25 protein-coding genes are annotated in these 25,106 nt (G+C 35.3%); 1 reads left to right on the forward strand and 24 read right to left on the reverse strand.

What is annotated here, in order from left to right:
• Window positions 1-185: 185 nt before the first annotated feature.
• From AL499_RS06005 to AL499_RS06110, 22 genes are all read right to left on the reverse strand, one after another.
• Window positions 186-836, reverse strand: coding sequence for a 50S ribosomal protein L25/general stress protein Ctc (locus AL499_RS06005; protein ID WP_002461472.1), 651 nt, complete (start codon window positions 834-836; stop codon window positions 186-188).
• A 157-nt stretch (window positions 837-993) separates the two neighbouring features.
• Window positions 994-1,959, reverse strand: a complete 966-nt coding sequence (locus tag AL499_RS06010; RefSeq protein WP_002479488.1) for a ribose-phosphate diphosphokinase — start codon at window positions 1,957-1,959, stop codon at window positions 994-996.
• Between the two features lie 152 nt (window positions 1,960-2,111).
• Window positions 2,112-3,467 (reverse strand): bifunctional UDP-N-acetylglucosamine diphosphorylase/glucosamine-1-phosphate N-acetyltransferase GlmU, encoded by a 1,356-nt coding sequence (gene glmU / locus AL499_RS06015; protein ID WP_002491861.1) that lies wholly within the window; start codon window positions 3,465-3,467, stop codon window positions 2,112-2,114.
• Between the two features lie 207 nt (window positions 3,468-3,674).
• Window positions 3,675-3,980, reverse strand: a complete 306-nt coding sequence (gene spoVG, locus AL499_RS06020) for a septation regulator SpoVG (protein WP_002461476.1) — start codon at window positions 3,978-3,980, stop codon at window positions 3,675-3,677.
• Between the two features lie 71 nt (window positions 3,981-4,051).
• Window positions 4,052-4,429, reverse strand: coding sequence for a RidA family protein (locus AL499_RS06025; protein WP_002461477.1), 378 nt, complete (start codon window positions 4,427-4,429; stop codon window positions 4,052-4,054).
• Window positions 4,430-4,445: 16 nt separating this feature from the next.
• Complete coding sequence (purR, locus tag AL499_RS06030; protein WP_002461478.1) at window positions 4,446-5,270, reverse strand: pur operon repressor; 825 nt, start codon at window positions 5,268-5,270, stop codon at window positions 4,446-4,448.
• Window positions 5,271-5,283: 13 nt separating this feature from the next.
• A complete protein-coding gene (gene ispE, locus AL499_RS06035) occupies window positions 5,284-6,132 on the reverse strand; it encodes a 4-(cytidine 5'-diphospho)-2-C-methyl-D-erythritol kinase (protein WP_002461479.1) in 849 nt (282 codons plus the stop codon).
• A 235-nt stretch (window positions 6,133-6,367) separates the two neighbouring features.
• Complete coding sequence (gene veg / locus AL499_RS06040; protein ID WP_002461480.1) at window positions 6,368-6,631, reverse strand: biofilm formation stimulator Veg; 264 nt, start codon at window positions 6,629-6,631, stop codon at window positions 6,368-6,370.
• Window positions 6,632-6,730: 99 nt separating this feature from the next.
• Complete coding sequence (gene rsmA, locus AL499_RS06045; protein WP_172412360.1) at window positions 6,731-7,624, reverse strand: 16S rRNA (adenine(1518)-N(6)/adenine(1519)-N(6))-dimethyltransferase RsmA; 894 nt, start codon at window positions 7,622-7,624, stop codon at window positions 6,731-6,733.
• On the reverse strand, window positions 7,621-8,172 hold the full coding sequence (rnmV, locus tag AL499_RS06050) for a ribonuclease M5 (RefSeq protein ID WP_002491856.1): 552 nt from the start codon (window positions 8,170-8,172) through the stop codon (window positions 7,621-7,623). The genes rsmA and rnmV overlap by 4 nt, the downstream gene beginning before the upstream one ends.
• A 139-nt stretch (window positions 8,173-8,311) precedes the next feature.
• Complete coding sequence (locus AL499_RS06055) at window positions 8,312-9,082, reverse strand: TatD family hydrolase (protein WP_002491870.1); 771 nt, start codon at window positions 9,080-9,082, stop codon at window positions 8,312-8,314.
• Window positions 9,083-9,107: 25 nt separating this feature from the next.
• Window positions 9,108-11,081: a methionine--tRNA ligase gene (metG, locus tag AL499_RS06060; RefSeq protein ID WP_002461484.1), complete on the reverse strand. Its 1,974-nt coding sequence runs from the start codon at window positions 11,079-11,081 to the stop codon at window positions 9,108-9,110.
• Between the two features lie 228 nt (window positions 11,082-11,309).
• A complete protein-coding gene (rsmI, locus tag AL499_RS06065; RefSeq protein ID WP_002491867.1) occupies window positions 11,310-12,155 on the reverse strand; it encodes a 16S rRNA (cytidine(1402)-2'-O)-methyltransferase in 846 nt (281 codons plus the stop codon).
• A 1-nt stretch (window position 12,156) separates the two neighbouring features.
• Entirely contained in the window at window positions 12,157-12,405 is a 249-nt protein-coding gene (locus tag AL499_RS06070; RefSeq protein ID WP_002479480.1) for a GIY-YIG nuclease family protein, read from the reverse strand.
• Window positions 12,398-13,123, reverse strand: coding sequence for a tRNA1(Val) (adenine(37)-N6)-methyltransferase (locus AL499_RS06075; RefSeq protein WP_002491869.1), 726 nt, complete (start codon window positions 13,121-13,123; stop codon window positions 12,398-12,400). Before AL499_RS06075 ends, AL499_RS06070 begins: the two co-directional genes overlap by 8 nt.
• A gap of 94 nt (window positions 13,124-13,217) precedes the next feature.
• A complete protein-coding gene (gene yabA, locus AL499_RS06080) occupies window positions 13,218-13,565 on the reverse strand; it encodes a DNA replication initiation control protein YabA (protein WP_002461488.1) in 348 nt (115 codons plus the stop codon).
• 16 nt (window positions 13,566-13,581) lie between these two features.
• A complete protein-coding gene (locus tag AL499_RS06085) occupies window positions 13,582-14,385 on the reverse strand; it encodes a PSP1 domain-containing protein (RefSeq protein WP_002461489.1) in 804 nt (267 codons plus the stop codon).
• On the reverse strand, window positions 14,386-15,312 hold the full coding sequence (locus AL499_RS06090; RefSeq protein WP_002461490.1) for a DNA polymerase III subunit: 927 nt from the start codon (window positions 15,310-15,312) through the stop codon (window positions 14,386-14,388).
• A 296-nt stretch (window positions 15,313-15,608) separates the two neighbouring features.
• On the reverse strand, window positions 15,609-15,938 hold the full coding sequence (locus tag AL499_RS06095) for a cyclic di-AMP receptor DarA (protein WP_002461491.1): 330 nt from the start codon (window positions 15,936-15,938) through the stop codon (window positions 15,609-15,611).
• A 27-nt stretch (window positions 15,939-15,965) separates the two neighbouring features.
• Window positions 15,966-16,583 carry a dTMP kinase gene (tmk, locus tag AL499_RS06100; protein WP_002491855.1) on the reverse strand — a complete coding sequence of 206 codons (618 nt, stop codon included), beginning with the start codon at window positions 16,581-16,583 and terminating at the stop codon, window positions 15,966-15,968.
• Window positions 16,584-16,586: 3 nt separating this feature from the next.
• Complete coding sequence (locus AL499_RS06105; RefSeq protein ID WP_002491853.1) at window positions 16,587-17,930, reverse strand: Orn/Lys/Arg family decarboxylase; 1,344 nt, start codon at window positions 17,928-17,930, stop codon at window positions 16,587-16,589.
• A 25-nt stretch (window positions 17,931-17,955) separates the two neighbouring features.
• Entirely contained in the window at window positions 17,956-18,483 is a 528-nt protein-coding gene (locus AL499_RS06110; RefSeq protein WP_002461496.1) for a GNAT family N-acetyltransferase, read from the reverse strand.
• A 269-nt stretch (window positions 18,484-18,752) separates the two neighbouring features.
• On the opposite strand from AL499_RS06110, the gene AL499_RS06115 reads away from it, so the two are divergent.
• Window positions 18,753-18,974 carry a hypothetical protein gene (locus tag AL499_RS06115; protein WP_037555147.1) on the forward strand — a complete coding sequence of 74 codons (222 nt, stop codon included), beginning with the start codon at window positions 18,753-18,755 and terminating at the stop codon, window positions 18,972-18,974.
• A gap of 52 nt (window positions 18,975-19,026) precedes the next feature.
• Here the strand turns inward: AL499_RS06115 and AL499_RS12735 are convergent, their stop codons facing one another.
• Window positions 19,027-20,646 (reverse strand): LPXTG cell wall anchor domain-containing protein, encoded by a 1,620-nt coding sequence (locus AL499_RS12735; RefSeq protein ID WP_002491859.1) that lies wholly within the window; start codon window positions 20,644-20,646, stop codon window positions 19,027-19,029.
• Window positions 20,647-25,008, reverse strand: coding sequence for a MucBP domain-containing protein (locus AL499_RS06120; protein WP_002491862.1), 4,362 nt, complete (start codon window positions 25,006-25,008; stop codon window positions 20,647-20,649).
• Window positions 25,009-25,106: the final 98 nt, after the last annotated feature.

A 25,106-nucleotide genomic window follows, 5' to 3' on the forward strand; every position in this document is an offset into this window, starting at 1 on the left:
TTAAAGATACACACTATTTTATATCATTCATCATCATAACACAAAAAAGCACTAAACTTATGTTGATAAGTTTAGTGCTCATATAAGACGATGATTCGTCGCTTTTATACATCACAATTAACTTGGCTCACTATAAGCTATTAATTGTAAATCGTACAATTAGCTAAACAATAATGTTATAAGCTTTATTCTTCAGCTTCTTCGTCTTCTTTAGATTCTCCTACAACTTCTGGTTCTGGCGTAGCAGCATCGCCTTCCATAGCTTCCACTTCTTCTTCAGTTGGTTCTTCAGTTGGTGGAACTACTGTTACGATTGAAGTTTCTGGTTCATCTTCAATAGTGTAGTCACCTGTTACTTTAACATCTGCTACTGTGTAGCTGTCGTTAATTTGTAAGTCAGTAACGTCTACTTCAATTGCTTCTGGGATATTTTCTGGTGTAGCTGTAACTTGTAAGTAGAATAATGGTTGTTCAACAACGCCACCTTCTTTAGCACCCACTGCTTCACCAACTAAGTGTACAGGCACTTCTACTGTACGTTCTTCAGTCATGTTAATAGCTAAGAAGTCAATATGTGTAATTTGGTTTTTTAACGGATCAAATTGGTAATCTGACACCATAACTTTAATTGATTTAGAGCCAACGCCTAAATCGATAACCCCGTTACGACCAACTTCACGGATAACTTTGATGAATTCAACTTCATCAACTTTAACAGAAGTATTTTTTGTACTATAACCGTAAACAACTGCAGGAACTTTACCTAAACTTCTAATCTTTTTAAGTTCTGAACGAGTTTGTTTACCTTGACGGATGATTGACTTTAATGAAGCCATTCTGATTTCCACCTTTCGAATTTTGCTCTCTTACAGAGCACTCCTCATTTGCCCATCAATGCGAACATTGCTTGCAAATGTTTATTTCATTCGTATAATCACGAACGAATGTATTATACACGCTTATGAATTTGAAGTCAAATTGCTGTGACTAGGCTTAATCAAACAAGACGCTTACTGATTCTCGTTCATATACACGGACAATAGCTTGTGCTAATAGTCCAGCAACAGATAATTGCTTCGTATTTGCTGGTTTGCGATTTTCATCTAATAAGATTGAATTTGTCACAATAAGTTCTTTAATCGCTGAATTTTCGATACGTTCTTTAGCCGGACCAGACAGTACTGGGTGTGTACAACATGCATATACTTCTTTCGCACCTTTATCTTTTAACGCTTGTGCAGCTAAAGTTATCGTTCCAGCTGTATCAATAATATCATCGATAATAATTGCGGTGCGCCCTTCAATATCTCCAACGATATTCATAACTTCTGCAACATTAGGTTTAGGGCGACGTTTATCGATAATTGCAATTGGAGTTTTTAAAATGTCAGCAAGTTTGCGCGCACGCGTTACACCACCATGATCTGGTGAAACAACGACACACTCTTCTGGATTTATGTTTGGATCATTTTGGAAATGTTGACCAATAATAGGAACACCCATCAAATGATCAATCGGAATGTCAAAGAAGCCTTGAATTTGTGGCGCATGTAAGTCTAAAGCGATCATGCGATTTGCACCAGCTGTTTCAATTAAATTAGCTACTAATTTTGCTGTAATAGGTTCACGGCTACGTGCTTTTCTGTCTTGACGTGCGTATCCATAATAAGGTACCACAATATTAATATTCGCTGCTGACGCACGTTTGCATGCATCAATCATAATGAGCAATTCCATTAAATGTAAGTTGACTGGATATGATGTTGGTTGAATAATAAAGACGTCACATCCTCGGATGCTTTCTTCAATATTAATTTGAATTTCGCCATCACTAAAACGTTTTACAGAGCACTTCCCTAATTCAATCCCTACACGATCAGCTACTTCTTGTGCCAAAGGTTCATTTCCTTTAAGAGAAAAGATCTTTAAAGATGAATTCTTGTATTCATTATTTAACATTTATAGTCCTCCAATTATTTTCTATGCATACATATTATATATAAAAAACGCGTCTTTTACTATGACTCAATCAAATTCATACTAAAATTTATTAATTTCGACAATTCGGAATAACGATTACAGTTCGTAAAGTATATTCTAGATTGTTAGTATTATTTTTTTACATATCCTTCTTTAGTGATTTGACGTGCTCTTGCAAGCGCTAAGCTATCATTAGGAATATCATCTGTGATTGTTGATCCTGCAGCAATGAGCGAGCCATCACCAACAGTAACTGGTGCAATAAGATTAGTATTACATCCAATAAAGGCATCCCTTCCAATCACTGTACGGAATTTATTTATGCCATCATAATTCACAGTGATAGAGCCACAACCAATATTTGTACGTTCTCCGACTTCAGCATCACCAATATAGCTCAAGTGAGATACTTTTGCACCATCTTTCAGCTCAGCTTTCTTAACTTCAACAAAGTTACCTACCTTGACATCTTTGCCCAGGTTAGAACCAGGACGTAATTGTGCAAATGGCCCTACTTTCGTATACGCGCCCACTTCAGAATCGTTAATCACCGATTGCTTGATTTCGACATGTGCAGCAATCTTACTATTATGAATTTCAGAATATTGACCTACATGTACATTTTCTCCAATCGTTGTTGTCCCAGTAATTCTTACACCAGGTTCAATAACCGTATCCATACCAATTTCAACGTCTGGTGCAATATATGTTTGAGTTGGATCAATCAAAGTTACGCCATTTCGCATATGATAGTCATTTACGCGCTGTTGTAACGCCTTTTCAGCTTGACTAAGCATCACACGGTCATTGACACCTATAATTTCATCAAAATCATCTGTATGATAGACTTCGGCAATACCATGATTATGTAAAATCAAGGCAACTGCATCTGGTAGATAATATTCTCCCTGTGCATTGTCATTTCGCACCTGATTTAGCGTTTCAAAGAGCACTTGATTATCAAAAGCAAAAATACCCGAACTGATTTCACTTATCGTTTTTTCGGCCGCCGATGCATCTTTTTCTTCAACTATACGTTCCAGCTGTTGTTGCTCATTACGAATAATACGTCCATATCCAAATGGGTTAATCGCCGTTGCAGATAATACTGTGACATGGGCCTTATTTCGCTCATGGTGTTCGATTAATGCTTGTAACGTTTCAGCAGTTATCAGTGGCGTATCTCCGCATACAACTAGTGTCGTTCCTTCTTTACTGCTTAAGTGGTCTTGAGCCGTTTTCACGGCATGTGCCGTACCTAGTTGTTCAGCTTGAAAACTATACAATGATTGATGTCCTAATGTTTCTTTGACCTCATCTGCACCATGGCCTACAACAGTTACAACTTGATCTACACCTGATGCTTTAACATTCGTTAATACATGCTCAATCATCGGCTTCCCAGCAACCTCATGTAGTACTTTATACCTTTTCGACTTCATTCTTGTACCTTTACCAGCTGCTAATATAATCGCATATCTCTGCATGAATGCTAACCCTCCAATAAAAATTACACTTCGTCATTATTATAATTTAATTATTACGCCACTTTCAAGATTTATAAGATGTTGTTAACGAAACGTAAATGGCTTATCATCTTGTTAATAATAATGTTAATGTGCTTGTATTTTAAAAGAACAGGTCCAACATCCGCATTATGTTGAACCTGTTCTAAAGTTTATATCAATTATATATTAATCATTGTCTTCTGATTGTTCTGATGAGGCATTTTTATCTGGAACTACTTCATCAGTTTCATCATATACTTTCATCACAGCATCCTGAATCTCCTGTCTCATATCAGAATTAATCGGATGTGCAATATCACGGAATTCACCATCTGGTGTACGTTTACTTGGCATTGCGACGAACAGACCAGAATTTCCTTCAATTACGCGTAAGTCATGAATAACGAATGCCTTATCTAAAGTAATTGAAACAAGTGCTTTCATTCTACCGTCTGTTTCTATTTTTCTAAGTCTTACATCTGTCACTTTCATGCAGTGAGCCCCCCTAGTATATATCTCTCTTTGTGGTTTTTAGAAGCTTTACAATTCAACATTGAAAATTATCATTCCTTAGTTTTGGCTATTAGTTCAATTTCAACTTTAACATCTTTAGGTAAACGTGAAACTTCAACACAGCTACGCGCAGGTTGATGTTCACTAAAATAATCTGCGTATACTTCATTGATTTGTTGAAATTCATTCATATCAGCAATGAAAATTGTTGATTTAATGACAGAATTAAAGTCTGCACCTGCTTCATTGAGCACAACTTTTAAATTTTCTAGTACTTGTTTAGTTTGTTCTTGCACATCCTCACTTACCAATTGACCATTAGAATTCAATGGTAGCTGTCCAGATGTAAATACCAAACCATTCACAGCCGTTGCGTGTGAATAAGGCCCTATAGCTTCAGGTGCGCTATTAGCGTTAATCGTTTTCATGATGTAATTACTCCTTTTAAGAAAATTTAGACAAAATATTACCTTGCTCAACGTTAAACTCTTGATTATATTCATCAACATCAGATAATCTGACCAAGGAAGTATAATCTTCAATCAATCGTTGTTTAACTTCTTTTGATTCTACAAGTACTGATACCCCTTTTACATGTGCTTTAAACTCATTCATGAGATTCATCACACCATTAATTGAGCCACCAGCTCTCATAAAGTCATCGACAACCAACACATTAGAATTTTCTTCTAATGTACGTTTCGATAGCACCATTGTTTCTATTTTTCTTGATGAACCTGAAACGTAGTTAATGGATACTGTTGAGCCTTCAGTCACTTTGTTATCCTTGCGAATGACTACTACAGGTAAATTTAATACGTTTGCTACCGCGTTGGCAAGTGAAATCCCTTTTGTCGCTATTGTCACAACTGCATCAAGTTGTTCATCCATGTATATTGTTGCAATTAATTTACCAACTCTATTCAATAATGTAGGGTTCCCTACTAAGTCTGATAAGAATAAATATCCGCCTGGCAATAAACGATTTTTCTCATCCAATAAATGAATCACGTCATCGATAACTTCTGCCGCTTCTTCTTTACTCATCATTGGTTTATAGGTCACACCACCACTTGCTCCTGCCGTCGTAATGACTGTGCCTAGTCTTTCTTTTAAAAAGGTATTCTTAATAATTTGTACATCTTCGCTAATTGATGATTTTGCTTGTTTAAATTTTTTAACGAAAAATGTTAAAGGTATTAATTCATTGGGGTGGTTCATTAGATATTGTGTCATAAACACAATACGCTCACTTCGTTTATAACGCATTGTCTCAACCTTCCTATCCTAGTAATCTTACTAAATAAACTTCATTACAACAGCCGTTTACTGCATTATATATTTTCTTAGCTTGACTTTCTTTTTGTGCTAATGCATAAACAGTTGGTCCACTACCACTCATTAAAGCGCCATCTGCACCACATTGAAGCATGTTATTTTTAATCTTTTTTATTTCTGGGTGCATAGCCATAGAGACTAATTCCAAGCGATTAGAAAGACTGTGGCATAACTTTTGATAGTCACCATGTTTAATCGCTGCCTTGCACGCTTCTGTGTGAACGGCATGCGCAATATTTAAATCTAAAGCTTTAAAAACGTCTGGCGATGAAATACCTAAATCTGGTTTAGCTAAAACTACCCATGTCGCTGGCGGTTTGTTTAAAAATTCAATCTTCTCACCTAAGCCAGTACATAAAGCGGTTTGATTATAAATACAAAACGGTACATCTGTGCCAATTTGAATACCCAATTGAGCTAAATCATGCAATGTTAAACCCAAGTCGAACAGGCGATTCATACCTCTCATCGTTGCAGCAGCATCTGCTGAACCTCCAGCTAAACCAGCTGATACCGGAATGTCTTTATCAATCGCTATCGTTACACCTTGCTGAATCCCATAAGTATGTGTCATTAATTCGGCAGCTCTATAAGCTAAATTTTTACTATCATTAGGCACATAGTTGTGCTCAATGTCGACAATAATCTTATTATCCGTACGTTTTTTAAATGATAGTCTATCATTTAAATCAACCGTCGTCATAATCATTGCAATTTCATGATAGCCGTCATCTCTTTTGAAAAGGGTGTCGAGCGTAAAATTTATCTTGGCAGGAGCCGTTTCATATATCATTTTTCCGCCCCTCTCTTCAATATATTAATAAGATGATTTTAACATAAAGGAGCCAAATATTTGATTAAAACTATACATATTTCTCTAAAAACTTAATAAACATTGTCTTTTGAAAAATAATATACGGAATTTTACATATAAAAAAGCGCTATGCTTTTTGCATTAACGCTTATATCTTCTTATTCAATTTGACCTCTCGCTCAAATTGAATAATAATTATTTACTTATATCTTTATTAGTGTGCAACTGCTTCTTGATGATTATCCTCTTCAAATGAAACTTGTACATTCTCTGTTAGCACATCCGTGTATGTATAAGATACTCTTTCAAAGTTATGCTTATCTTGGTCTAATTCAACAATGAAAACTGATGGATAAGTCTCTTTTAATACCCCACAACGTTCAATTGTTTTTTTACGACCACCGTTGGCTTTAAGTACAATACGATTTCCTAAATGACAATCAATAGAATTTTTGATGTCCAAAATTGATTTTGGCATATTGCTCCACCTCGCTACAAGGTATATCTTACCATATTCATAGCCTTTTCGTCAAATAAAATTTAAATTTTATCAATGTCCAACGCTTTTGTCAACAGTTTAATTAGCTAATTCAGGGTATTTTTTCTTTTCTTTATACAAACGTGCGAAATCTTGTATCGAAAGTGTTTCACCTCGTCGTTTAGGATCAATTTCAGCAGCGTTAAGCCAAGATAATATAGCTTCTTTATGTTTTTTGCCATCTTTAAAGTGATTTTGGTAATTGTTATTAATTGTTTTTCGACGTTGCGCAAATGCAGCTTTAGCCAATTTAAAGAATGCTGTTTCATCATCTATATCTACAAGAGGTTGTGAGCGCTGCATTAATTTTACGACAATAGAGTCTACATTGGGCGGTGGCATAAAGACACTTTTCGGCACTGTTACTACTTTGCTTGTTTCAGTATAATATTGTGTCACGATAGATAATGATCCATAAGCTTTTGTTCCTACAGTCGCATTCAACCGCTCTCCTACTTCTTTTTGCATCATAACGACATATCCATCAATTGGAATATCTTGCTGCATTAAATTGAGTAGAATTGGCGTAGTAATGTAGTATGGTAAATTTGCAACCACCATAATCTTTTCACAATCATTTAAATATGTGTGCACAGCTGCTGATATATCGGCTTTCAATATATCTTCATTAATCACAGTCACATTTTCGTATGGTGCCAGCGTATAATCTAGCACCGGGATAAGACGTTGATCAATTTCAAATGCGATAACCTGTTTTGCTTTTTTAGCTAGTTGCTCTGTTAATGAACCCATTCCCGGTCCAATTTCAATAACTCCGGTACGTTCATCAATATCACTGGCATCAATAATTTTATGGATGATGTTTACATCAACTAAGAAGTTTTGTCCTAAACTCTTTTTAAAGTTAAATCCAAAGCGCGTTAACAGTTCTTTAGTTCTGGATGGTGTTGCAATATCTTTATTCTCCATTATTCATCTCGCTCCTTCTCAAGACCTAATGCCTGGCGTACATCCGCTTCTGTATAACCAAATGCATTTAATTTTTTCAATAATTGTTTACCATTTGAATGACCAATGTGAAGTTTTCTACCAATCACTTCTCGCTTTCGACGCGCATCTTTACCAATGATTAGCCCTAGCTCGAGTAATACGCTTTTATCGATTGTTTCTATTGCTTCTTCAAAGGGTGAACTTACATGCATTAGTGCGGCTCTAATATCTTCTGGTTTTGCATGCTCAACACCAATTTTCCCACGCTTATTTTTAGCTTTTTCTCTATCTATATAAGCGTGTTTTACTCCAGATACATGCTCTGTAATCGTATGGCGAATTTTATCACCTGGGAAATCAGGATCTGTTAGTACTATAACACCTCTAGTTTCTTGTGCATGTCGAATTACATCTAATGTATCTCTATTGATGGCACTGCCATTTGTTTCAATTGTATCGCATTCTACTGCTAACTTTACGCGCTCCGTATCATCGCGTCCCTCTACAACTATAAACTCATTTATTCTCACTATGATTTAACCCTTCTTTATTTTTACTGTTCATTAGTTATTTTAAAGCAAACCACATCGAATTCACATTAATTTTATATTTATAATAATTAAAAGGAGCAAGACAAGATGGACTGTCTTACCCCAATGTAAAGAAATATTACTTTAAGTTAAATAAACGTTCCGCATTTTCTGTAGTTTGACGACATACATCTTCATATGTCATCCCTCTTAATTCTGCAATTTGTTGCGCCACTAGGGTAACACGTTCTGGCTCGTTACGCTTACCTCTATAAGGATGTGGCGATAAATAAGGCGCATCTGTTTCAACTAACAAACGTTCCATTGGCACATGTTTCGCAACTTCTTTAGGTTGTTTCGCATTTTTAAAAGTAACAGGACCACCTAGTGAAATATAAAAATTCAGTTTATTAATGACCACATCTGCAATTTCAGGAGAACCACTAAAACTATGCATAATACCACCTACTTCTTCAGCATGTTCTTCAAGTAGAATATCCACACAATCTTGTGTTGCTTCCCGATTATGAATGACGATTGGCAACTTAACACGTTTAGCTAATGCAATTTGCTTTCTAAAAACTTCTTTTTGAACATCCGCTGGAGATTTATCCCAATGATAGTCTAATCCCATTTCACCAATACCGATAACTTTAGGATGCTCAGCAAGCGTTTCAATCCAACTTAAGCGCGCTTCAGTAAAATCAATCGCATCAACCGGATGCCATCCTATAATGGCATATAAAAAGTCATATTGTTCGATTAATTCCATCGCACGTTCAATGGTAGCCGTATCAAAACCAACGACAAACATACGGTCTACACCTGCCTGTTGTGCGCGTGAAATCACTTCGCTTAAATCTTCATCATATTGTTCATCATTCAAATGCACATGTGTATCGATTAACATCATATCTCTCCTAAAGCTTCAAATTTTACTTAATCACCGCGCCATTAGCGATGGCGTTAGGTAAACTTACTAATGTTAAAACATCGTCTTTTTCAGCTGATAAAATCATACCTTCTGATCTTTGGCCCATTAATTTTGCTGGTTTCAAATTCGTAACGACAGCTACTTTCTTACCAATTATGTCTTCTGGTTTATAAAATTTAGCGATGCCTGAAACAATTTGGCGTTGTTCAGTTCCCAAATCAACTTGAATTTTTAACAATTTATCTGATTTTTTCACATTTTCAGCATCCGTAATCGTTGCTGCTTTAATTTCTACTTTATCGAAATCTTTAATATTAATTTGTGCTTTACTAGGTGCCTCGTGTTCAACTTTTTCAGATTTAGGTGGTTGCATAGACGCTTTGATATATGCAATTTCAGCTTCTGTATCTAGTCTCGGGAAAATTGGTGATGGCTTTTCAGTAACCATAACAGCTTGTTTTAGTGCACCGTAACGTTCAAGGCTTGCCAATTCAAACAACTCTGGACTATTAATATTTAATTGTTTAAAGACTTCTCTAGGTGCATGCGTTAAGAACGGACGCAATAACACTGTTGCAAAACGAATATTTTCAATCAAGTGTGCCATTACATTGGCTAACATATCCTTTTGACTATCGTCTTTAGCTAATACCCATGGCGTTGTTTCGTCAATATATTTATTGGTACGACTTATCAATTTCCAAACAGTAGCTAACGCAACTGAAAATTGGAAGCTTTCCATGTTATCATTAAAGTCTTTTACTGTTTCAAGTGCAAGTGCTTCCATTGCATCATCCAACTCATGTTTTGGACCCGTATAAGCTGGAAGTTCGCCTTGGAAATATTTATTAATCATCGAAATAGTTCGATTAACTAAATTGCCTAAGTCATTTGCTAAATCATAGTTTGTACGTTCAACAAATGCTTCTGGTGTGAAGACACCGTCTGAACCAAATGGCAACTCACGCATTAAGTAATAACGCGTCGCATCTAAACCGTAACGATCGATGAGCACATTAGGATCTACAACATTCCCTTTCGATTTACTCATTTTACCGTCTTTCATTAAAATCCAACCGTGCGCAAACACTTTTTTAGGTAATGGTAAATCTAATGCCATAAGTAAAATTGGCCAAATAATAGAGTGGAAACGTACAATTTCTTTTGCCATTAAATGCACGTCTGCAGGCCAATATTTTTGGAAAAGTGCATCATCATCTGATAAATAGCCTAGTGAAGATATATAGTTCACAAGTGCATCAATCCATACATAAACAACATGTTTAGGGTTAGATGGCACTCGAACACCCCAATCAAAAGACGTACGTGATACAGCTAAATCTTCCAAACCTGGTTTGATAAAATTATTAATCATTTCATTTTTTCGAGATGGTGGTTGAATAAAATCCGGATTTTGATCGTAAAATTCTAATAAACGATCCGTATACTTGCTAATATTAAAGAAATAGCTTTCTTCTTTTACAAGTTCAACTTCGTGTCCTGAATCCGGACTTTTTCCGCCAACGATTTTGCCATTTTCATATATAGGATCAACAAGTTGTGATTCTGTATAGTAAGTTTCATCAGGAACAGAATACCAACCTTCATATTCACCTAGATAAATATCGCCTTGTTTAAGTAAACGTTCAAAGACTTTCTCAACCACTTGTTTATGGCGTTGTTCTGTTGTTCTAATAAAGTCATCATTTGAAATTTCAAGTTTGCTCCATAAACTTTTAATTCCTGCAATCATATCATCTAAATATTCTAATTCTGTTTTACCAGCTTTTTGTGCTTTTTCTTGAATTTTTTGTCCATGTTCATCTGTACCTGTTAAATAACGTACATCATATCCTTGCATGCGTTTATATCTGGCAATTACGTCACCTGCTACCGTTGAATACGCATGTCCAATATGTAAATTCCCACTTGGATAATAAATTGGGGTTGTAATATAAAATGTCTCTTTCGCCATCACTGGGTCCTCCTATTCTCTTACACTATCAATGTTATCTAACATTATTTTCCTTTTCAATGAAGTCGCACATGGATATGTCGAGCTTCAGAATGTTAACTGTCTTATATCAGTATATAGATATACCTATAAATTCTATAGCTTTATTATACATTATCTAAAAACAGTAACGTGATATCTTTTCTACATTACCATAAAATCAGCAATTCATGGGTATTTCAATATAATTTATTCTGCGTTAAGTTGATGATAGATATCGTAAACATCACTTGTCTTCATATTTCGATCTTCTGCCACCATTTTAATTGCTTTTTTAGGCTTAACCTGTTGTTTTTTAATATAGTGTGTAACATGTTCTTGAATCGTCATCTCTTCATACCATTGCTTATCTTTCAAAGCCTTTGCACCTTCAATTAACATTACAAATTCCCCTTTTTGAGGGATTTTGCCTTGTTCAACCATCGCTATCATTGAATCAATATCAAGTGTGACGATTTCTTCAAACTTTTTAGTAAGCTCTCTACCAATGGTCACCCGTCGCTTTGCATCGATACTTTGAATCGCCTTTAGTGTTTGTATCACTCGATAAGGTGACTCATAAATAATTATTGTTGCTTCTTGGTACATACGTTCTTGTAATATGGAAATTTTATCTTTTTCTTTGCGTGGCAAAAAACCTATAAATGTATAGATGTAAGATGGCAGTCCACTTGCCATCAAAGCAGTTAAACCAGCATTAGCACCAGGAATAGGCACAACATTAAGCTGCTGTTCTCTTGCTTCCACTACGAGTTCATAACCTGGATCACTGATTAATGGTAATCCTGCGTCTGATACTAAGGCGATATCTAAACCATTTTGTAATTGCTTTATTAAATAGTTCGTTTGTTGTTCTTTATTATGCTCATGATAAGATTTTAATGGGGTATCAATCGCATAGTGCGAACATAATTTACGAGTCACCCTAGTATCTTCACAGGCTATTAAGTCAACATCTTTAAGAACTTGAACGGCGCGATATGTAATATCTCCTAAATTGCCAATAGGTGTCCCGACTAAATATAAAGTCCCCATATTATCTCTCCTTAAATAATGCTAATTTTTGCTTTCTTGATAATTGCTTAATTTCATATTCTCTTTTTAATGCTTCTGATTTCGTATCGTACATTTCTTGATAAACTAAGACTACTGGGCGTCTTGCCTTTGTATATTTGGCCCCTTTTCCTAGATTGTGCTGTTTAATTCGCGCTTCTACATCTCTGGCATAACCCGTATACAAACTATGATCTTTACACTGCACAATATATACAAAATGTTTATCCATAATAAACCTCTTTCATCTTATCCGAGTAACTACCGTCTTCATTATAAATATAAAACGGTGCACATAGTTCTAACCCTTGCTTTCCACTTTTTCGACCTTCCACAACAATCGTTTGGGCTGTTTTGCCTTTTTTACTATAAATTAAATGTAAGCGTTTCGGTTCAATGTTTACTTGTCTCATTTCAGTTAAGACATCCATAAGCCTTTCTGCTCGATGTACCATCATTAATCGCCCGCCCTGCTTAAGTAGATGTTGCGCAGCCTTCATGCAATCACTGAGTGTACACATAATCTCATGACGTGCGATTTTATGTGCTTCTTTTTGGTGTTGATGCTGTTGATTTATTTTAAAATAAGGTGGGTTACATGTCACAAGAGAATATTGTGAGGGTTTGAAATATTGCGTCGTCTCTTTTAAATCCATATGAAACAACTTTAATCGATTTTCTAGATGGTTATATTTAAAGCTTCGACGCGCCATATCGACTAACTGTATTTGTATTTCCATCGCATCTATTTGTTGTGTACCTTTCGCAGATAATAGTAGCGGTATGACACCATTTCCAGAACACAAATCCATAATTGTATCTTTTTTTCTTACTTCAGTAAAATAGCCTAATAATAAAGCATCAGTTGAAAATGAAAACACGTCGTCGTTTTGTATTACTTTCAAATTTTCTTTAATAAGACAATCTATACGTTCATGTGCTTTTAACATTATGTGTCGCTCCTAAAAAAAGGGTGTTACAATAACAGCAGTCCTAAGCGTCTGTTGTTTGTATATACACCCTGTCATTTATATCACTGAGTCATTAGTCATTAAGTACTGCCATACAAAGCAAGCAATCTTCGCCTTGTCGATGTTTTCCAAATAATTCACCTTTACATATATGAAACCCTTCAGCATATAACATTGCTAAGTTATCCTTACTGGGTAATGGTTTTTTGACTTGTTTGGCTTCCTTTGTCTTAGGCTGACTATTTTGTGAAAGCTCATCTTTGTCCATCAAGCGCTTTAAATTATCGTTTTCAATATGTAATGCAACGTTCTCTTCAACTAAAGCTACAGCCATTTCTTTTATCTCATTCATATCTTGCGTTATCGCATTAACGTTTGCTTCCAGACTCACAAGCCGCTCAAATAATTCATTTCGCTCCAAAAGTCATGAAACCTCCTTAATTAAACGCTTCAATTTCTTCCATTTTGTATTCCAGTGGTTGCTCTAATCCATCAATTTTAACCTGCATAGAAATATCTAAAATATTAAGTGCTACTACGCGCCCTTGTCCATCAGGTGTCGAAATTTTCTCTCCCACATCTGGCAATTGTGCTCGTACTTCTTCATATAAATCATTTTCATATTTCAAACAGCACATAAGTCGGCCACATGCACCCGAAATTTTAGTCGGATTTAAAGATAAATTTTGATCTTTCGCCATCTTAATCGATACAGGTTCAAAATCTCCTAAAAACGTAGAACAACATAGTGAACGGCCACATGGTCCAATACCACCCAAAAGCTTAGCTTCGTCACGCACACCAATTTGCCGTAATTCTATACGTGTTTTTAATTGTTGCGCTAATAATTTTACCAACTTCCGAAAGTCGATACGATCATCTGCCGTAAAATTAAAGATGATTTTAGACTTGTCCAACGTATATTCACAGTTAACAAGACGCATATCTAGTTCTAACTGTTTAATGAAATCGTGACACAAAGTTAGTGCTGCTTTAGCATCTTGTGCATTTTGTTTATATATTTCAATATCCTTAGGTGTAGCCTTACGTATGACTTCTTTAAGGGGCAGTGTTACATCGCCATCAGCAACATGACAAGGTGGACATTTAACAAGTCCTAATTCCAGGCCACGTTTTGATTCTACAATCACCCAGTCGTCTTCTTTGATAGTTAATTCTTGAGGCGCATAATATTCTAACTTCCCAGCTTGTTGAAACTGTACACCTACTATCTTTGGCATTTATCTCACACCCTTAATTACAATTTGTTCAAATACTAATGTTGGATTTACATTTTGCATTAATTTCTTATGCGCTTCTGTTAATTGGTCATATATTCTTATCATTTGTTGTAATGTTAATGCTTCAGCATATCGCTCAATTTCATTGCTTAAATCTTGAAATGTATAGTGTTTACCAGCTTTTAATTTAGCATGCATAATATCCTCAAAAAAACCATTTACTGCAGCCAATGTTAACAACTGCAACTTGCGGTTTTTGGCGTTCTTTAACAACTCGATAATTCCAATTAATGCCATCGGTTTGTTTTCAATGAGCAATTCACACCAATGCACAATCACTTTGCGTAATGCTGTTAAATCATTTTCTTCGTTCAATGTTAATGCAGCTTCAAGTTGAGTTGTGTAGGTGCTCAACATTTCAGCAACAGGACGCGATACAGAGACTTCTGTCAATTGTTCTACAAAATGCGCTTTGTTCATTGGCTTAAAGTAAACATGCTGGCATCTCGAATGAATAGTATCTAATATTTGTTCTGGCTTTGTAGAGATTAAAATAGCTATTGTATTTTTCGGAGGTTCTTCTAAAAATTTTAAAATACTATTTTCCCCTTGAACCGTCAGTTTTTCAAAACTTTCTATAATATATACTTTATACGCTCCCTCAATTGGAAGCTGATTCATACGATGCACGAGTTGCTCAACTTGTTCCTTTTTAATGCTTGATTCATCAGAAGCTACATACATAAAATCTGGATGATTAAATCCTGCTACCTTCAACTCACACTGCTGATTATTTTGGCACAAAATTAACTTAGCAAAATCCATAGCAACTTGTTTCATAGACTCCGCATCATCACCTTCAAACAAATATGCATGCGACAACTTATTAGAACCAAAAGCATTCAAAAGACGTTCAAATTCATCCATGATCTAAACTCCTCATATATAAAAAAGGCAGAGACACAAAACGTATACACCTCGGAAAGCCAACAAAGCAATCCAGAAGTAGGATTTGCGCGGAGCCCCAGCACAGAGAAATGTATATAACATTTCTACAAGCAAGCTCTAACTGAATACTGCCGCTATTCACAAAAATTTAAAGAAACACGTTTAACGTTGCTTTTTCATCAGTGCTACTTTATGTTCTGCTTAAATCCTAAACACTTTTGTCCCGACCTCTAAATTTCAAACATTATTTTCATTCATCGTTGTTATTTCGATATTTAAAATCTATGGAAGGCATCGATTGGCATCACAAATACAGTAGCGCCACCGACTTCCACTTCTACAGGATACGGTATGTAAGAGTCTGCACTACCGCCCATAGGTGTCATTGGAGAAACTAATTGTTCTCTATTACCACATGTGTTATCAATCACAGTTAAGATATCGTCAACTCGATCATCATCAACACCACATAAAAATGTCGTATTTCCCGCTCTTAGAAAACCACCAGTTGTTGCTAATTTTGTGGCTCTAAAGTCATGCTTTACGAGTTGGTCTGAAAGTTCTTGACTATCTTGATCTTGGATGATCGCTATAATCATTTTCATTTTATAACACCTCTTCTTGTCATTATATCATAATTTTTCCAAAAAATTTATGATAATTTGGTACGTCTCTTCAATAACATTAGCTATATTTTGGCTGGCATCCACTTTGCGAAATCGCTTGTCCCCGTTCTCCATAATTTGTCGATATCCTTCAATTACTAAATTATGAAATTTCAAATCTTCTTTGTCTAAACGATTTTGTTCGCGTTGATTATTCATAATACGTTGTCTGCCTATCTCAGCTGAAATATCAAGATATATCGTTAAATCTGGATACAAGCCATTAATTGCAAAGTCATTGAGTTTTCTCACTTCCTCTATACCTATACCCCGTGCATATCCCTGATAAGCCAAAGAACTATCAATATAGCGATCACATAATACAATTTTATGCTGTTTTAATGCTGGAATGACCTTTTCAACAAGATGTTCTCTTCTAGAAGCAGCAAATAACATTGCTTCTGTGCGTATATCCATGTGATTACCATCAAGAACAACTTTTCTTATTTCTTCCCCAGTAGGTACGCCACCTGGTTCACGCGTTGAAATTACATCAAAGTCTTGTGCGAGCTTTTCTGCAACAGCTTGAATCACCGTGGTCTTCCCTGAGCCTTCTGGTCCTTCAAAAGTAATAAATGCTGTCATATTTTATTCATCCTTAACCAAAATTTTTTTATTGTTAATCCCTTCCACTCTGACACCAGAATCAATATAATGCGTTATTAATTTTAACATATTTTGAGTGATTCTTTCGCCCGTAAAGAAAAGTGGTATACCTGGTGGATAAGGCGTTATATGTTGTGCTAATATCATACCTTGCGCATTATCTAACCCAACCCAAGTAACATGGGTAATATCCATTGTCTCGTAACTACCAGCGGCACAAGGTAAACGAGTGTAACTTGATTGCTGATTATGATTTATCAAATCCTCAACAGGCTGCATACGTATACGTTCAATAAGTTCATCAAATGGATATTTATCTTGTTCGTGCCATAAAGGTAAAATAAGCAATACTTGATAATCATCTGCAAGTTCCACGAAAACAGACATTTTTTCAAACCAATCTTGAATTTGATATCCTAACATATGCTTATGCTGTACTGTTAGCTTTAGCGGATCAGCCATTTGTATCATTATAAATCCTTTATCTTGCATCATTTCGATAAACTGTTGTCGTCTTTTAAAAAACAATCTACTATCATACTGTTGATAAAATTGGTTTGCCTGTTCAAGGCTAGCCATAACAAGATATGAGGGACTAGATGTCTGAAAATAACTCAAATATTGAATAACTTTATCACGTTGCGGCGCTTGTTTGTGAATAAACAATATTGATCCCATTGTTAACGCAGGTAACGTTTTATGATATGACTGTACGACATAATCCGCTTTCATGTTTAACGCTGAAGTAGGAAAGCCGTCTAAATCAAAATGTGCCCCGTGTGCTTCATCAACTAAGACAGGTATATTAGCTGCATGCAATTTTGAAATACAGGAATTAATATCAAAACATTCTCCATAATAATTTGGGTATGTAACTACGGCTAATTTATATTGTTCAGAATCAAAATCTCTTGTTTGAGGACCGTAATAATGATGGGTTTGAAGACTTTCCTGCATAGGTAAAATATCTGCACTTTGATGTGTTAAATCAAGCCCATGAAAAACAGACTTATGTACATTTCTAGCAATTAAATAACGTCCATCCACAGCTGAAAACCCTTGTATAGTAGCTAATATACCTGACGTTGTTCCATTAACAAGTATAAAAGCATCGTAGTCCTCATGTTTTGACATATTATGTTGACTGTTAAGAATAATATCTTCTGGATGATGCAAATCATCTAAACCTGTGATTTCAGTCATATCAAATTTAAAATCTAGTTCATGTAACGTCCCAATTGTCATATTTTTATGACCAGGAACATGCATAGATATAGCCTTTTCATTTATAAGTTGGCTTAATTTATAATTAATTGGCAATGCCATGTGTAACACTCTTTTCAATTAAATATTAACGAATATGTGATAAATTGTCGGGATTGCTATAAGACCACTGATTTTTTAATAAACCCATAACATAACAATCTCGATATTCTCCATTAGTATAAAAATGTTCTTTTAATGTGCCTTCAATATTAAAGTTATGTGTTTCATAAATATGAACAGCCTTTTCATTATTAACATCAACATATAGATATACTTTATGCATATTCAAGACTAAAAATGCATAGTCTATGGCCATTTTAAAAGCTTGTTTAGCAAAACCGTGTCCACTATAATCAGGATCAACAATAATTTGGACTTCACAGTTTCGATGTACAAAATCTATCTCAACTAATTCAACAATACCAATAGCATGGTCATCTTGTTCTATAATAAATCGTCTTTCATCTTCATCTAAAATATGCTTATTATAAAGATGTTGCAATTCACTCAGTGATTGATAAGGTTCTTCAAACCAATATGACATAATCGAATATTCATTATTGAGCTGATGTACGAATTCTAAATCGGTTTCCTCTAATGCACGAATAATCATTTTTATGCACTCCTTTATTCAAATTTTATGGAAAATTCAAATGAAAGTAAAATGATATTAATAGCAAATTGATTATATACTAAAACCCTCGCATACGTAGTTGTACACAAAGGTTTAGTATATATGAAGATCGAGACATAAATTTCTTTTAAAAGCTTCAGCTGGCAAGTTCTATTGAAACTTAATAGAATTTGCCTGTTTCTTTATTATATTAAGCGTCATTAAGAAAAAGCACACTTCTTTTAAGTACGAAGTATTTTAGCAAGAGCTTGAAAGAACAAGACAAGCTCAGGATGGGGCCCCAACAAAGAGCTTTCGAAAAGAAAGCCAACGGACAAAGCGAGTTGGGGTGGGGCCCCAACAGAAAGAATTTCGAGAAGAAATTCATCAAGCAAAGCAAGTTGGGGTGGCTGAAGCTGTTCTCTAAGAAAGCGAGCCAGCAATACAAACTATTGAATATAACAAAGAAGCACAAAGATGATTTGAAATAAATCATCTTTGTGCGATTTTTTGGAAATTTATGTCTCGACGTGTATTGCTATATTATTTTGTGTTTTCTTTTTTTCTTTTTGTTACGAAAAATGCACCTATTGCTATTAACAATCCACCTATTAGTCCGTTTTTATTAGCTGTTTCTCCTGTTTCAGGTAACTCTGACACATGCATATCTGTATGTTCTGACTTTTCAATAGAACGTTGTTCTTTAACATTATGATATTTAACAAGTTGTTGTTTAACTTGTGGTGTATGTTTGAATTGACTTTCAGACTGCGTATTATGCTTAGTCTTTTTCAATTGTTTTGCTGGCACAGCATTCTCTACTTTTTTATAAATATATGTTGTAATACCATCTTTTTCAATCTTATGTCCTGTATATTGCCAATCTTGTCCGATAAATTGTTCTGGTGGTAACTGACCTTTTCGTGATGGAACAATTTCACGACCATTTGTATCAACATAAATTGTGATTTTCAATTCATCAATGTCTACACGCGGTGCGTCATTTGGAACTTTTGATTGAATACGTTCATAGACATATGTTGTAATGCCGTCTTTTTCTGTAACTTTTCCTGTGTATTGCCATCTATCTCCAATAATGCTAGGCGGTTGATGTTTACCTTCTGTTGTTTCTTGTACTTCGTTTCCTTCTGGGTCCACATAGCGTGTTACTTCTAATTGTACCGGTGTCTCTTGCGGTGGATTATTTGGTATTTCTGACTGAATACGTTCATAGACATATGTTGTAATGCCGTCTTTTTCTGTAACTTTTCCTGTGTATTGCCATCTATCTCCAATAATGCTAGGCGGTTGATGTTTACCTTCTGTTGTTTCTTGCACTTCATTACCTTCGCCATCTACATAGCGTGTTACTTCTAATTCTACCGGTGTCTCTTGCGGTGGATTATTTGGTATTTCTGACTGAATACGTTCATAAACATATGTTATGATGCCATCTTTTTCTGTGACTTTTCCTGTATATTGCCATCTGTCACCAATAATGCCAGGCGGTTGATGTTTACCTTCTGTTGTTTCTTGTATTTCGTTTCCTTCTGGGTCCACATAGCGTGTTACTTCTAATTGTACTGGCGTTTCTTGTGGTGCGTCATTTGGAACTTTTGATTGAATGCGTTCATAGACATGTTTAGTAATACCATTTTCTGTCACTGTTACTCCAGAATAACGCCATTTATCTCCAATGATATAACGCGGTTGATGCGTACCTTCTTCTGTCTCTTGAACTTCATTTCCGGTAATATCCACATAACGCGTTACTTCTAATTGTACCGGTGTCTCTTGCGGCGCTTCATTCGGGATTTCTGACTGGATACGTTCATATACATATGTTGTGATACCATCTGCCGTTGTTGTTTGACCTGTGTACTGCCATCTATCTCCGATAATACCTGGTGGTTCGTGTTTACCTTCTGTTGTTTCTTGCACCTCATTACCTTTGCCATCCACATAACGTGTTATTTCTAATTGTACTGGCGTTTCTTGCGGTGCTTCGTTCGGGATTGCTGATTGGATGCGTTCATATACATACGTTGTGATGCCATCTTTTTCTGTGACTCTTCCTGTATACTGCCATTTATCTCCAATAATGCCAGGCGGTTGATGCGTGCCTTCTTCTGTCTCTTGCACCTCATTACCTTCACTATTCACTTAACGTGTTACTTCTAATTGTACCGGTGTCTCTTGCGGTGCTTCGTTTGGTATTTCCGATTGTATACGTTCATACACATGCGTCGTAATGCCAGATTCTGTTGTTGTTTGACCCGTATATTGCCATTTGTCTCCGATAATACCTGGCGCATTATGTGTGCCTTCTTCCGTTTCTTGCACTTCATTACCTTCGCCATCTACATAACGTGTTACTTCTAATTGTATTGGCGTTTCCTTCGGCGCTTCATTTGGTATTTCTGACTGGATACGTTCATACACATATGTTGTGATGCCATCTGCCGTTGTTGTTTGACCTGTATATTGCCATTTGTCTCCGATAATACTTGGTGGTTGATGCGTGCCTTCTTCTGTCTCTTGCACCTCATTACCTTCACTATCCACGTAACGTGTTACTTCTAACGCAACTGGCGTTTCTTGCGGCGCGTCGTTCGGTATCTGTTCATAAGTTGTAATCGGTTCGTATACATAGTGAACTTCTATTGTCTGCTTACCTACAACTGTTCCAGATTGATTTTCTGGTGTCGAAATTAAATGATAACTTATTGTCTTTTTAACTTTACCGTCATCAGTTGTTTCAAAGGTTACGCGATCTGGAATTGTTGCTGGTGTAGCTGTATATTCTGTTCCTTCAATTTGACTATTTACAACTGTTACTAGCGGACTTAACACTTCTCCATCCGTTGTTTTATAGTCGGCTATCACACTACCTTCAAATACTTCTACGTATATTAAATTAACAATTTTAGTTTGACCTTTAGCATAATGACCCGTTGTAGGATCAAGTTGATTATCAACCCTAACAAATTTATAGTGTCGATTTAGTCTATCAATCATTTGAGGCACACTAACATTATACTCCGTATTCTTTTTACCTTTTGATGTCAGTGAATTTTGAATTGTATTCCCTGATTCATTAGTATACTTAACCACTAAGTCTCCACGGTTATCTTCTGTTTCAAGCTCAACTTTATTCCCTGAAAGCCATGTATTATCCAAACCTTTAGTAAAGATTTGAGAATGCGCTTTAGTTAAAATAGGTGCATCCTCTGGCACAGTAACACGCATATTTGTTTGGAAACTTTGTCCATTTGTTAAAACAAGGGGTTCATCAAAAACATATTTAACTGCCGTAACTTTTGTTAAATCTGTTGGATTAGAATTGTACACGCCATTACGTACATCCGTGTCTGTTGTATAAACAACACGATATTTTTCAGTGTCAGGAATTAACGCCGTTAAATGCGTTTTAATATTGTCTTTCGGAATGGTCACAATGATTTCTTTAATAATTCCTTCACTGTTAGTAAAGTTGGCCGTATTTGTTTGTAAATTCACACTTTCTCCTAAGTTAACATCAACCTGAGATTTATCAAAACTGTTCGACGCATCTTTACCAATAGTTAATGTAGAAGCATATTCCTTAGCTAATGCAATTTTAAATGGCACATCAATAACTGAGACAAACTTTTTATTACCACTTAAATCTTCTGTAATTACATCAGATAATTCAAGATTATTATGACTTAAAGATTGTTCTTCAGTAGGACGCACAATTTCCGATTTTTCATCCCATATCGTAGCATATCTAATTGAATAAGTTCCCGTTGGTAACGTACCTCTATTATAAATATCAAAAGTGATTTCTGGCGTATTCTGAGTGATTGAACTTCGTTCTGTAATGGAATTCTTTACCGACTGATTCCACTTATATCCTTCAGGTGCTTCATAAATATATAACGTTCTACCGCTATTTTTATAATTTTTTATCACTTTAATTGGATTTAAGACAGGGCGGGTTTTTAGAACATTCGATGGCGTAGTTTCATATAATGAAGGATTCCAAACTGTTGATGTACGTATTAATTCATTATTCGTCCATGCACGCACATTACCTATTGCCGTGTCATCAGGCGCACTTAATGATAAATAGACATGATTAATATGATCTAATTTATCAACGCTAATATCAGAACTATTATCTAATGGATCCGTACTTAAATATTTCATATAATCTTTAGTATCTGCTTTGACAATGACATTAGCTTTTTCATTATAGTTTAATACATTTCCTAAACCTGAATTTGTATTTCTTACATCAACATCTGTTAAAGTGTGTTTAAATGCATCCTTAGTATGAATATACGAATATGCTGGTTGTAACTCATTACCTGTCAATGCCCTTGTTGGAACGGAACTAGCAGCTTGTAACGTATTTTCTGCTACTTGATTAATAATAATTCCATTTTGCATTTGGGTCACATCATCATCTTTTGCAGCTGTTTCCCAACGCTGATCATCTACTGCATATGTGATATCTGCCTCCCAACCATAAATGTCCTTTTCTGCTTCACTATCTGGTGAAACCGTATCTCTAATAATTGGTGTTTGGAGTATTAAATGATTATATTTTTTATCTCCCAATCCATAGGTATTATTTGTATTGTTGATTGACGTCCATTCGTTTAATTTTGTAGTAGATCCATCAGCATTTACACCGTATAAAATAAATGGTGCTTTTAATATTATTCCTTTATCTGCATTTTTATCACTTGAACCGTTATTATAATTTATTCTAGGTAATGAAAGCTTAAAGGTAGTAAAGTAATCGCCTTCTTGCCCTGATGGTAATTGTATTGAATGCATGTAAGTAGGTGCATATTTATTCGATTGGTCTCTATCATATATATATTTTTGCACACGGAATACTTCATTTTTGTGATCTGCTTTTGAAAACAAATGTGAAGGCTCTTGCAGTCGGAAATTCATAAAATAAACATTACTTGTTGCTGTACCAGCCTCATTAATCATTTTAAACTTAATTCCCTCTGGATCAGGTACATTTTGAATATAATCTTGTCCATTTGGAAGTCGGCCTATCGTTTGCCAATCTAAGTTTACTTTAATAAAGCCGTCAGTTTTAAATTTTGCTAATAATTCTGGTGTTAATGCAGATTTTTTCAATTTTAATACGGGTGTATAACCATTATAAGGTAAAATATCACCTTCATTAAGATGGAGATGAATGCCTGATTCATCTTGTGTCCAAAATCTATTGCCTTTAGCATCTGGATCAAGTTCTAACCAACTTGGAATATTTAAAATATTATATTTAAAATCAGTATAACGTGAATAATAATGTGGTGATACTGCATCATCCCGATTTTCTAAAAACCAATTATCTCTTGGCAGTGGCACCTGATAGCGATAGTTATCCGTTTTCTCAGAAATTGTCCCATCTTCTTTGATAACTCCAATCGTAGGTGATTGTGCAGCCGCTGATTTTCGTGTAATTCTCCAAATAGACGTCGGTTTTTCTTGCCCTCGGTCTATGTATAAACCACCTTTTATATGATCAAATGTTGCATTAACTTGTTTAGTATCAACAAGCGTATCTCCCTGATACATTTTCATTGTTGAAGTAACAACATCACCTTCACCTGGTCCCGTCCAAATCATCCCGCCAATAACTTGACTGATATTGATTTGACCTGCTGATGTACCAGAAAGTGGTCTTAAATCAAATTGATAGCGCCATGTCTCATTATCAGATAAATTTGTCTTGTTAGTCACAAATTCCGATTTTGAAAATGTTGGTTCTGAAATTATAAATTTTTTAGGTGCTTCGTAAACCAGCTTGCCATTATCAATTGTGCCATGCCCTGATGCTGAATAAGAAAATGACGTACTTGTTACACGTCTGTTAGACACGATATCTGATGTTAAATTATAGCGTCTTTCATTACTATTTGTGCCGCTAAATACGAATTCCCCTACTAATTGCTTGTCATCAGTACCCACGTCACGTTTAACGCGTTTTTTCGGTCTTTCTGAAGTAGATTGTGATGATAGTTGATTTCTATCAACTTGATTTAAAGCAGTAGATGTCTTAGTAGCATCACTCGAAGTTACAACTTCAGATTGTGCTGATGTATTATTTTTATCTATAGCACTAGGCGTTTTTTTAGTAGTTTCTTCTTTTGAAGCAACATTATCTTGTTGCTGTACATTTTCATGTGCTGTCTTTGTATCCTTTAACACATCAGATGTTCCTACGTCTGTTACTTTATTTTTATTAACATTATTTGACTTTTCTTTGTCTTGAGCAAGATTTAATGATTTATCCTGTTGTTCTTGCGAAATACCATCGCTATATTCTTTATTAACAACTTTTTGTGTATTATCATCACTTTTTATCTCTGCAGCATGTGCTTCAGAATTAGCTCCAAAAATGACAGATGCTCCTATTAAAATTGATGTAATTCCTACTGAAAATTTTCTTATGGAGTATTTATTTTGAACATTCGAGAAATAATCCTTTTGTTTGCTTTTCTTCCTTTTCAATGGGTTCTCTCTCCTTAATTGAAATTATTAAGAGACCCCTTATATCTATCTCGGACTCATACACTATAATAATAATACGTTGCAAAATATTTTACAAT

Source organism: Staphylococcus lugdunensis (assembly GCF_001558775.1).
Classification (GTDB): domain Bacteria; phylum Bacillota; class Bacilli; order Staphylococcales; family Staphylococcaceae; genus Staphylococcus; species Staphylococcus lugdunensis.

What these genes read in the sequence shown, in the direction of transcription:
- AL499_RS06005 (WP_002461472.1), bottom strand. Translation starts at nt 836, where the DNA reads ATGGCTTCATTAAAGTCAATCATCCGTCAAGGTAAACAAACTCGTTCA.
- AL499_RS06010 (WP_002479488.1), bottom strand. Translation starts at nt 1,959, where the DNA reads ATGTTAAATAATGAATACAAGAATTCATCTTTAAAGATCTTTTCTCTT.
- glmU (WP_002491861.1), bottom strand. Translation starts at nt 3,467, where the DNA reads ATGCAGAGATATGCGATTATATTAGCAGCTGGTAAAGGTACAAGAATG.
- spoVG (WP_002461476.1), bottom strand. Translation starts at nt 3,980, where the DNA reads ATGAAAGTGACAGATGTAAGACTTAGAAAAATAGAAACAGACGGTAGA.
- AL499_RS06025 (WP_002461477.1), bottom strand. Translation starts at nt 4,429, where the DNA reads ATGAAAACGATTAACGCTAATAGCGCACCTGAAGCTATAGGGCCTTAT.
- purR (WP_002461478.1), bottom strand. Translation starts at nt 5,270, where the DNA reads ATGCGTTATAAACGAAGTGAGCGTATTGTGTTTATGACACAATATCTA.
- ispE (WP_002461479.1), bottom strand. Translation starts at nt 6,132, where the DNA reads ATGATATATGAAACGGCTCCTGCCAAGATAAATTTTACGCTCGACACC.
- veg (WP_002461480.1), bottom strand. Translation starts at nt 6,631, where the DNA reads ATGCCAAAATCAATTTTGGACATCAAAAATTCTATTGATTGTCATTTA.
- AL499_RS06055 (WP_002491870.1), bottom strand. Translation starts at nt 9,082, where the DNA reads ATGTTAATCGATACACATGTGCATTTGAATGATGAACAATATGATGAA.
- metG (WP_002461484.1), bottom strand. Translation starts at nt 11,081, where the DNA reads ATGGCGAAAGAGACATTTTATATTACAACCCCAATTTATTATCCAAGT.
- rsmI (WP_002491867.1), bottom strand. Translation starts at nt 12,155, where the DNA reads ATGGGGACTTTATATTTAGTCGGGACACCTATTGGCAATTTAGGAGAT.
- AL499_RS06070 (WP_002479480.1), bottom strand. Translation starts at nt 12,405, where the DNA reads ATGGATAAACATTTTGTATATATTGTGCAGTGTAAAGATCATAGTTTG.
- AL499_RS06075 (WP_002491869.1), bottom strand. Translation starts at nt 13,123, where the DNA reads ATGTTAAAAGCACATGAACGTATAGATTGTCTTATTAAAGAAAATTTG.
- AL499_RS06085 (WP_002461489.1), bottom strand. Translation starts at nt 14,385, where the DNA reads ATGCCAAAGATAGTAGGTGTACAGTTTCAACAAGCTGGGAAGTTAGAA.
- AL499_RS06090 (WP_002461490.1), bottom strand. Translation starts at nt 15,312, where the DNA reads ATGGATGAATTTGAACGTCTTTTGAATGCTTTTGGTTCTAATAAGTTG.
- AL499_RS06095 (WP_002461491.1), bottom strand. Translation starts at nt 15,938, where the DNA reads ATGAAAATGATTATAGCGATCATCCAAGATCAAGATAGTCAAGAACTT.
- tmk (WP_002491855.1), bottom strand. Translation starts at nt 16,583, where the DNA reads ATGACAGCATTTATTACTTTTGAAGGACCAGAAGGCTCAGGGAAGACC.
- AL499_RS06105 (WP_002491853.1), bottom strand. Translation starts at nt 17,930, where the DNA reads ATGGCATTGCCAATTAATTATAAATTAAGCCAACTTATAAATGAAAAG.
- AL499_RS06110 (WP_002461496.1), bottom strand. Translation starts at nt 18,483, where the DNA reads ATGATTATTCGTGCATTAGAGGAAACCGATTTAGAATTCGTACATCAG.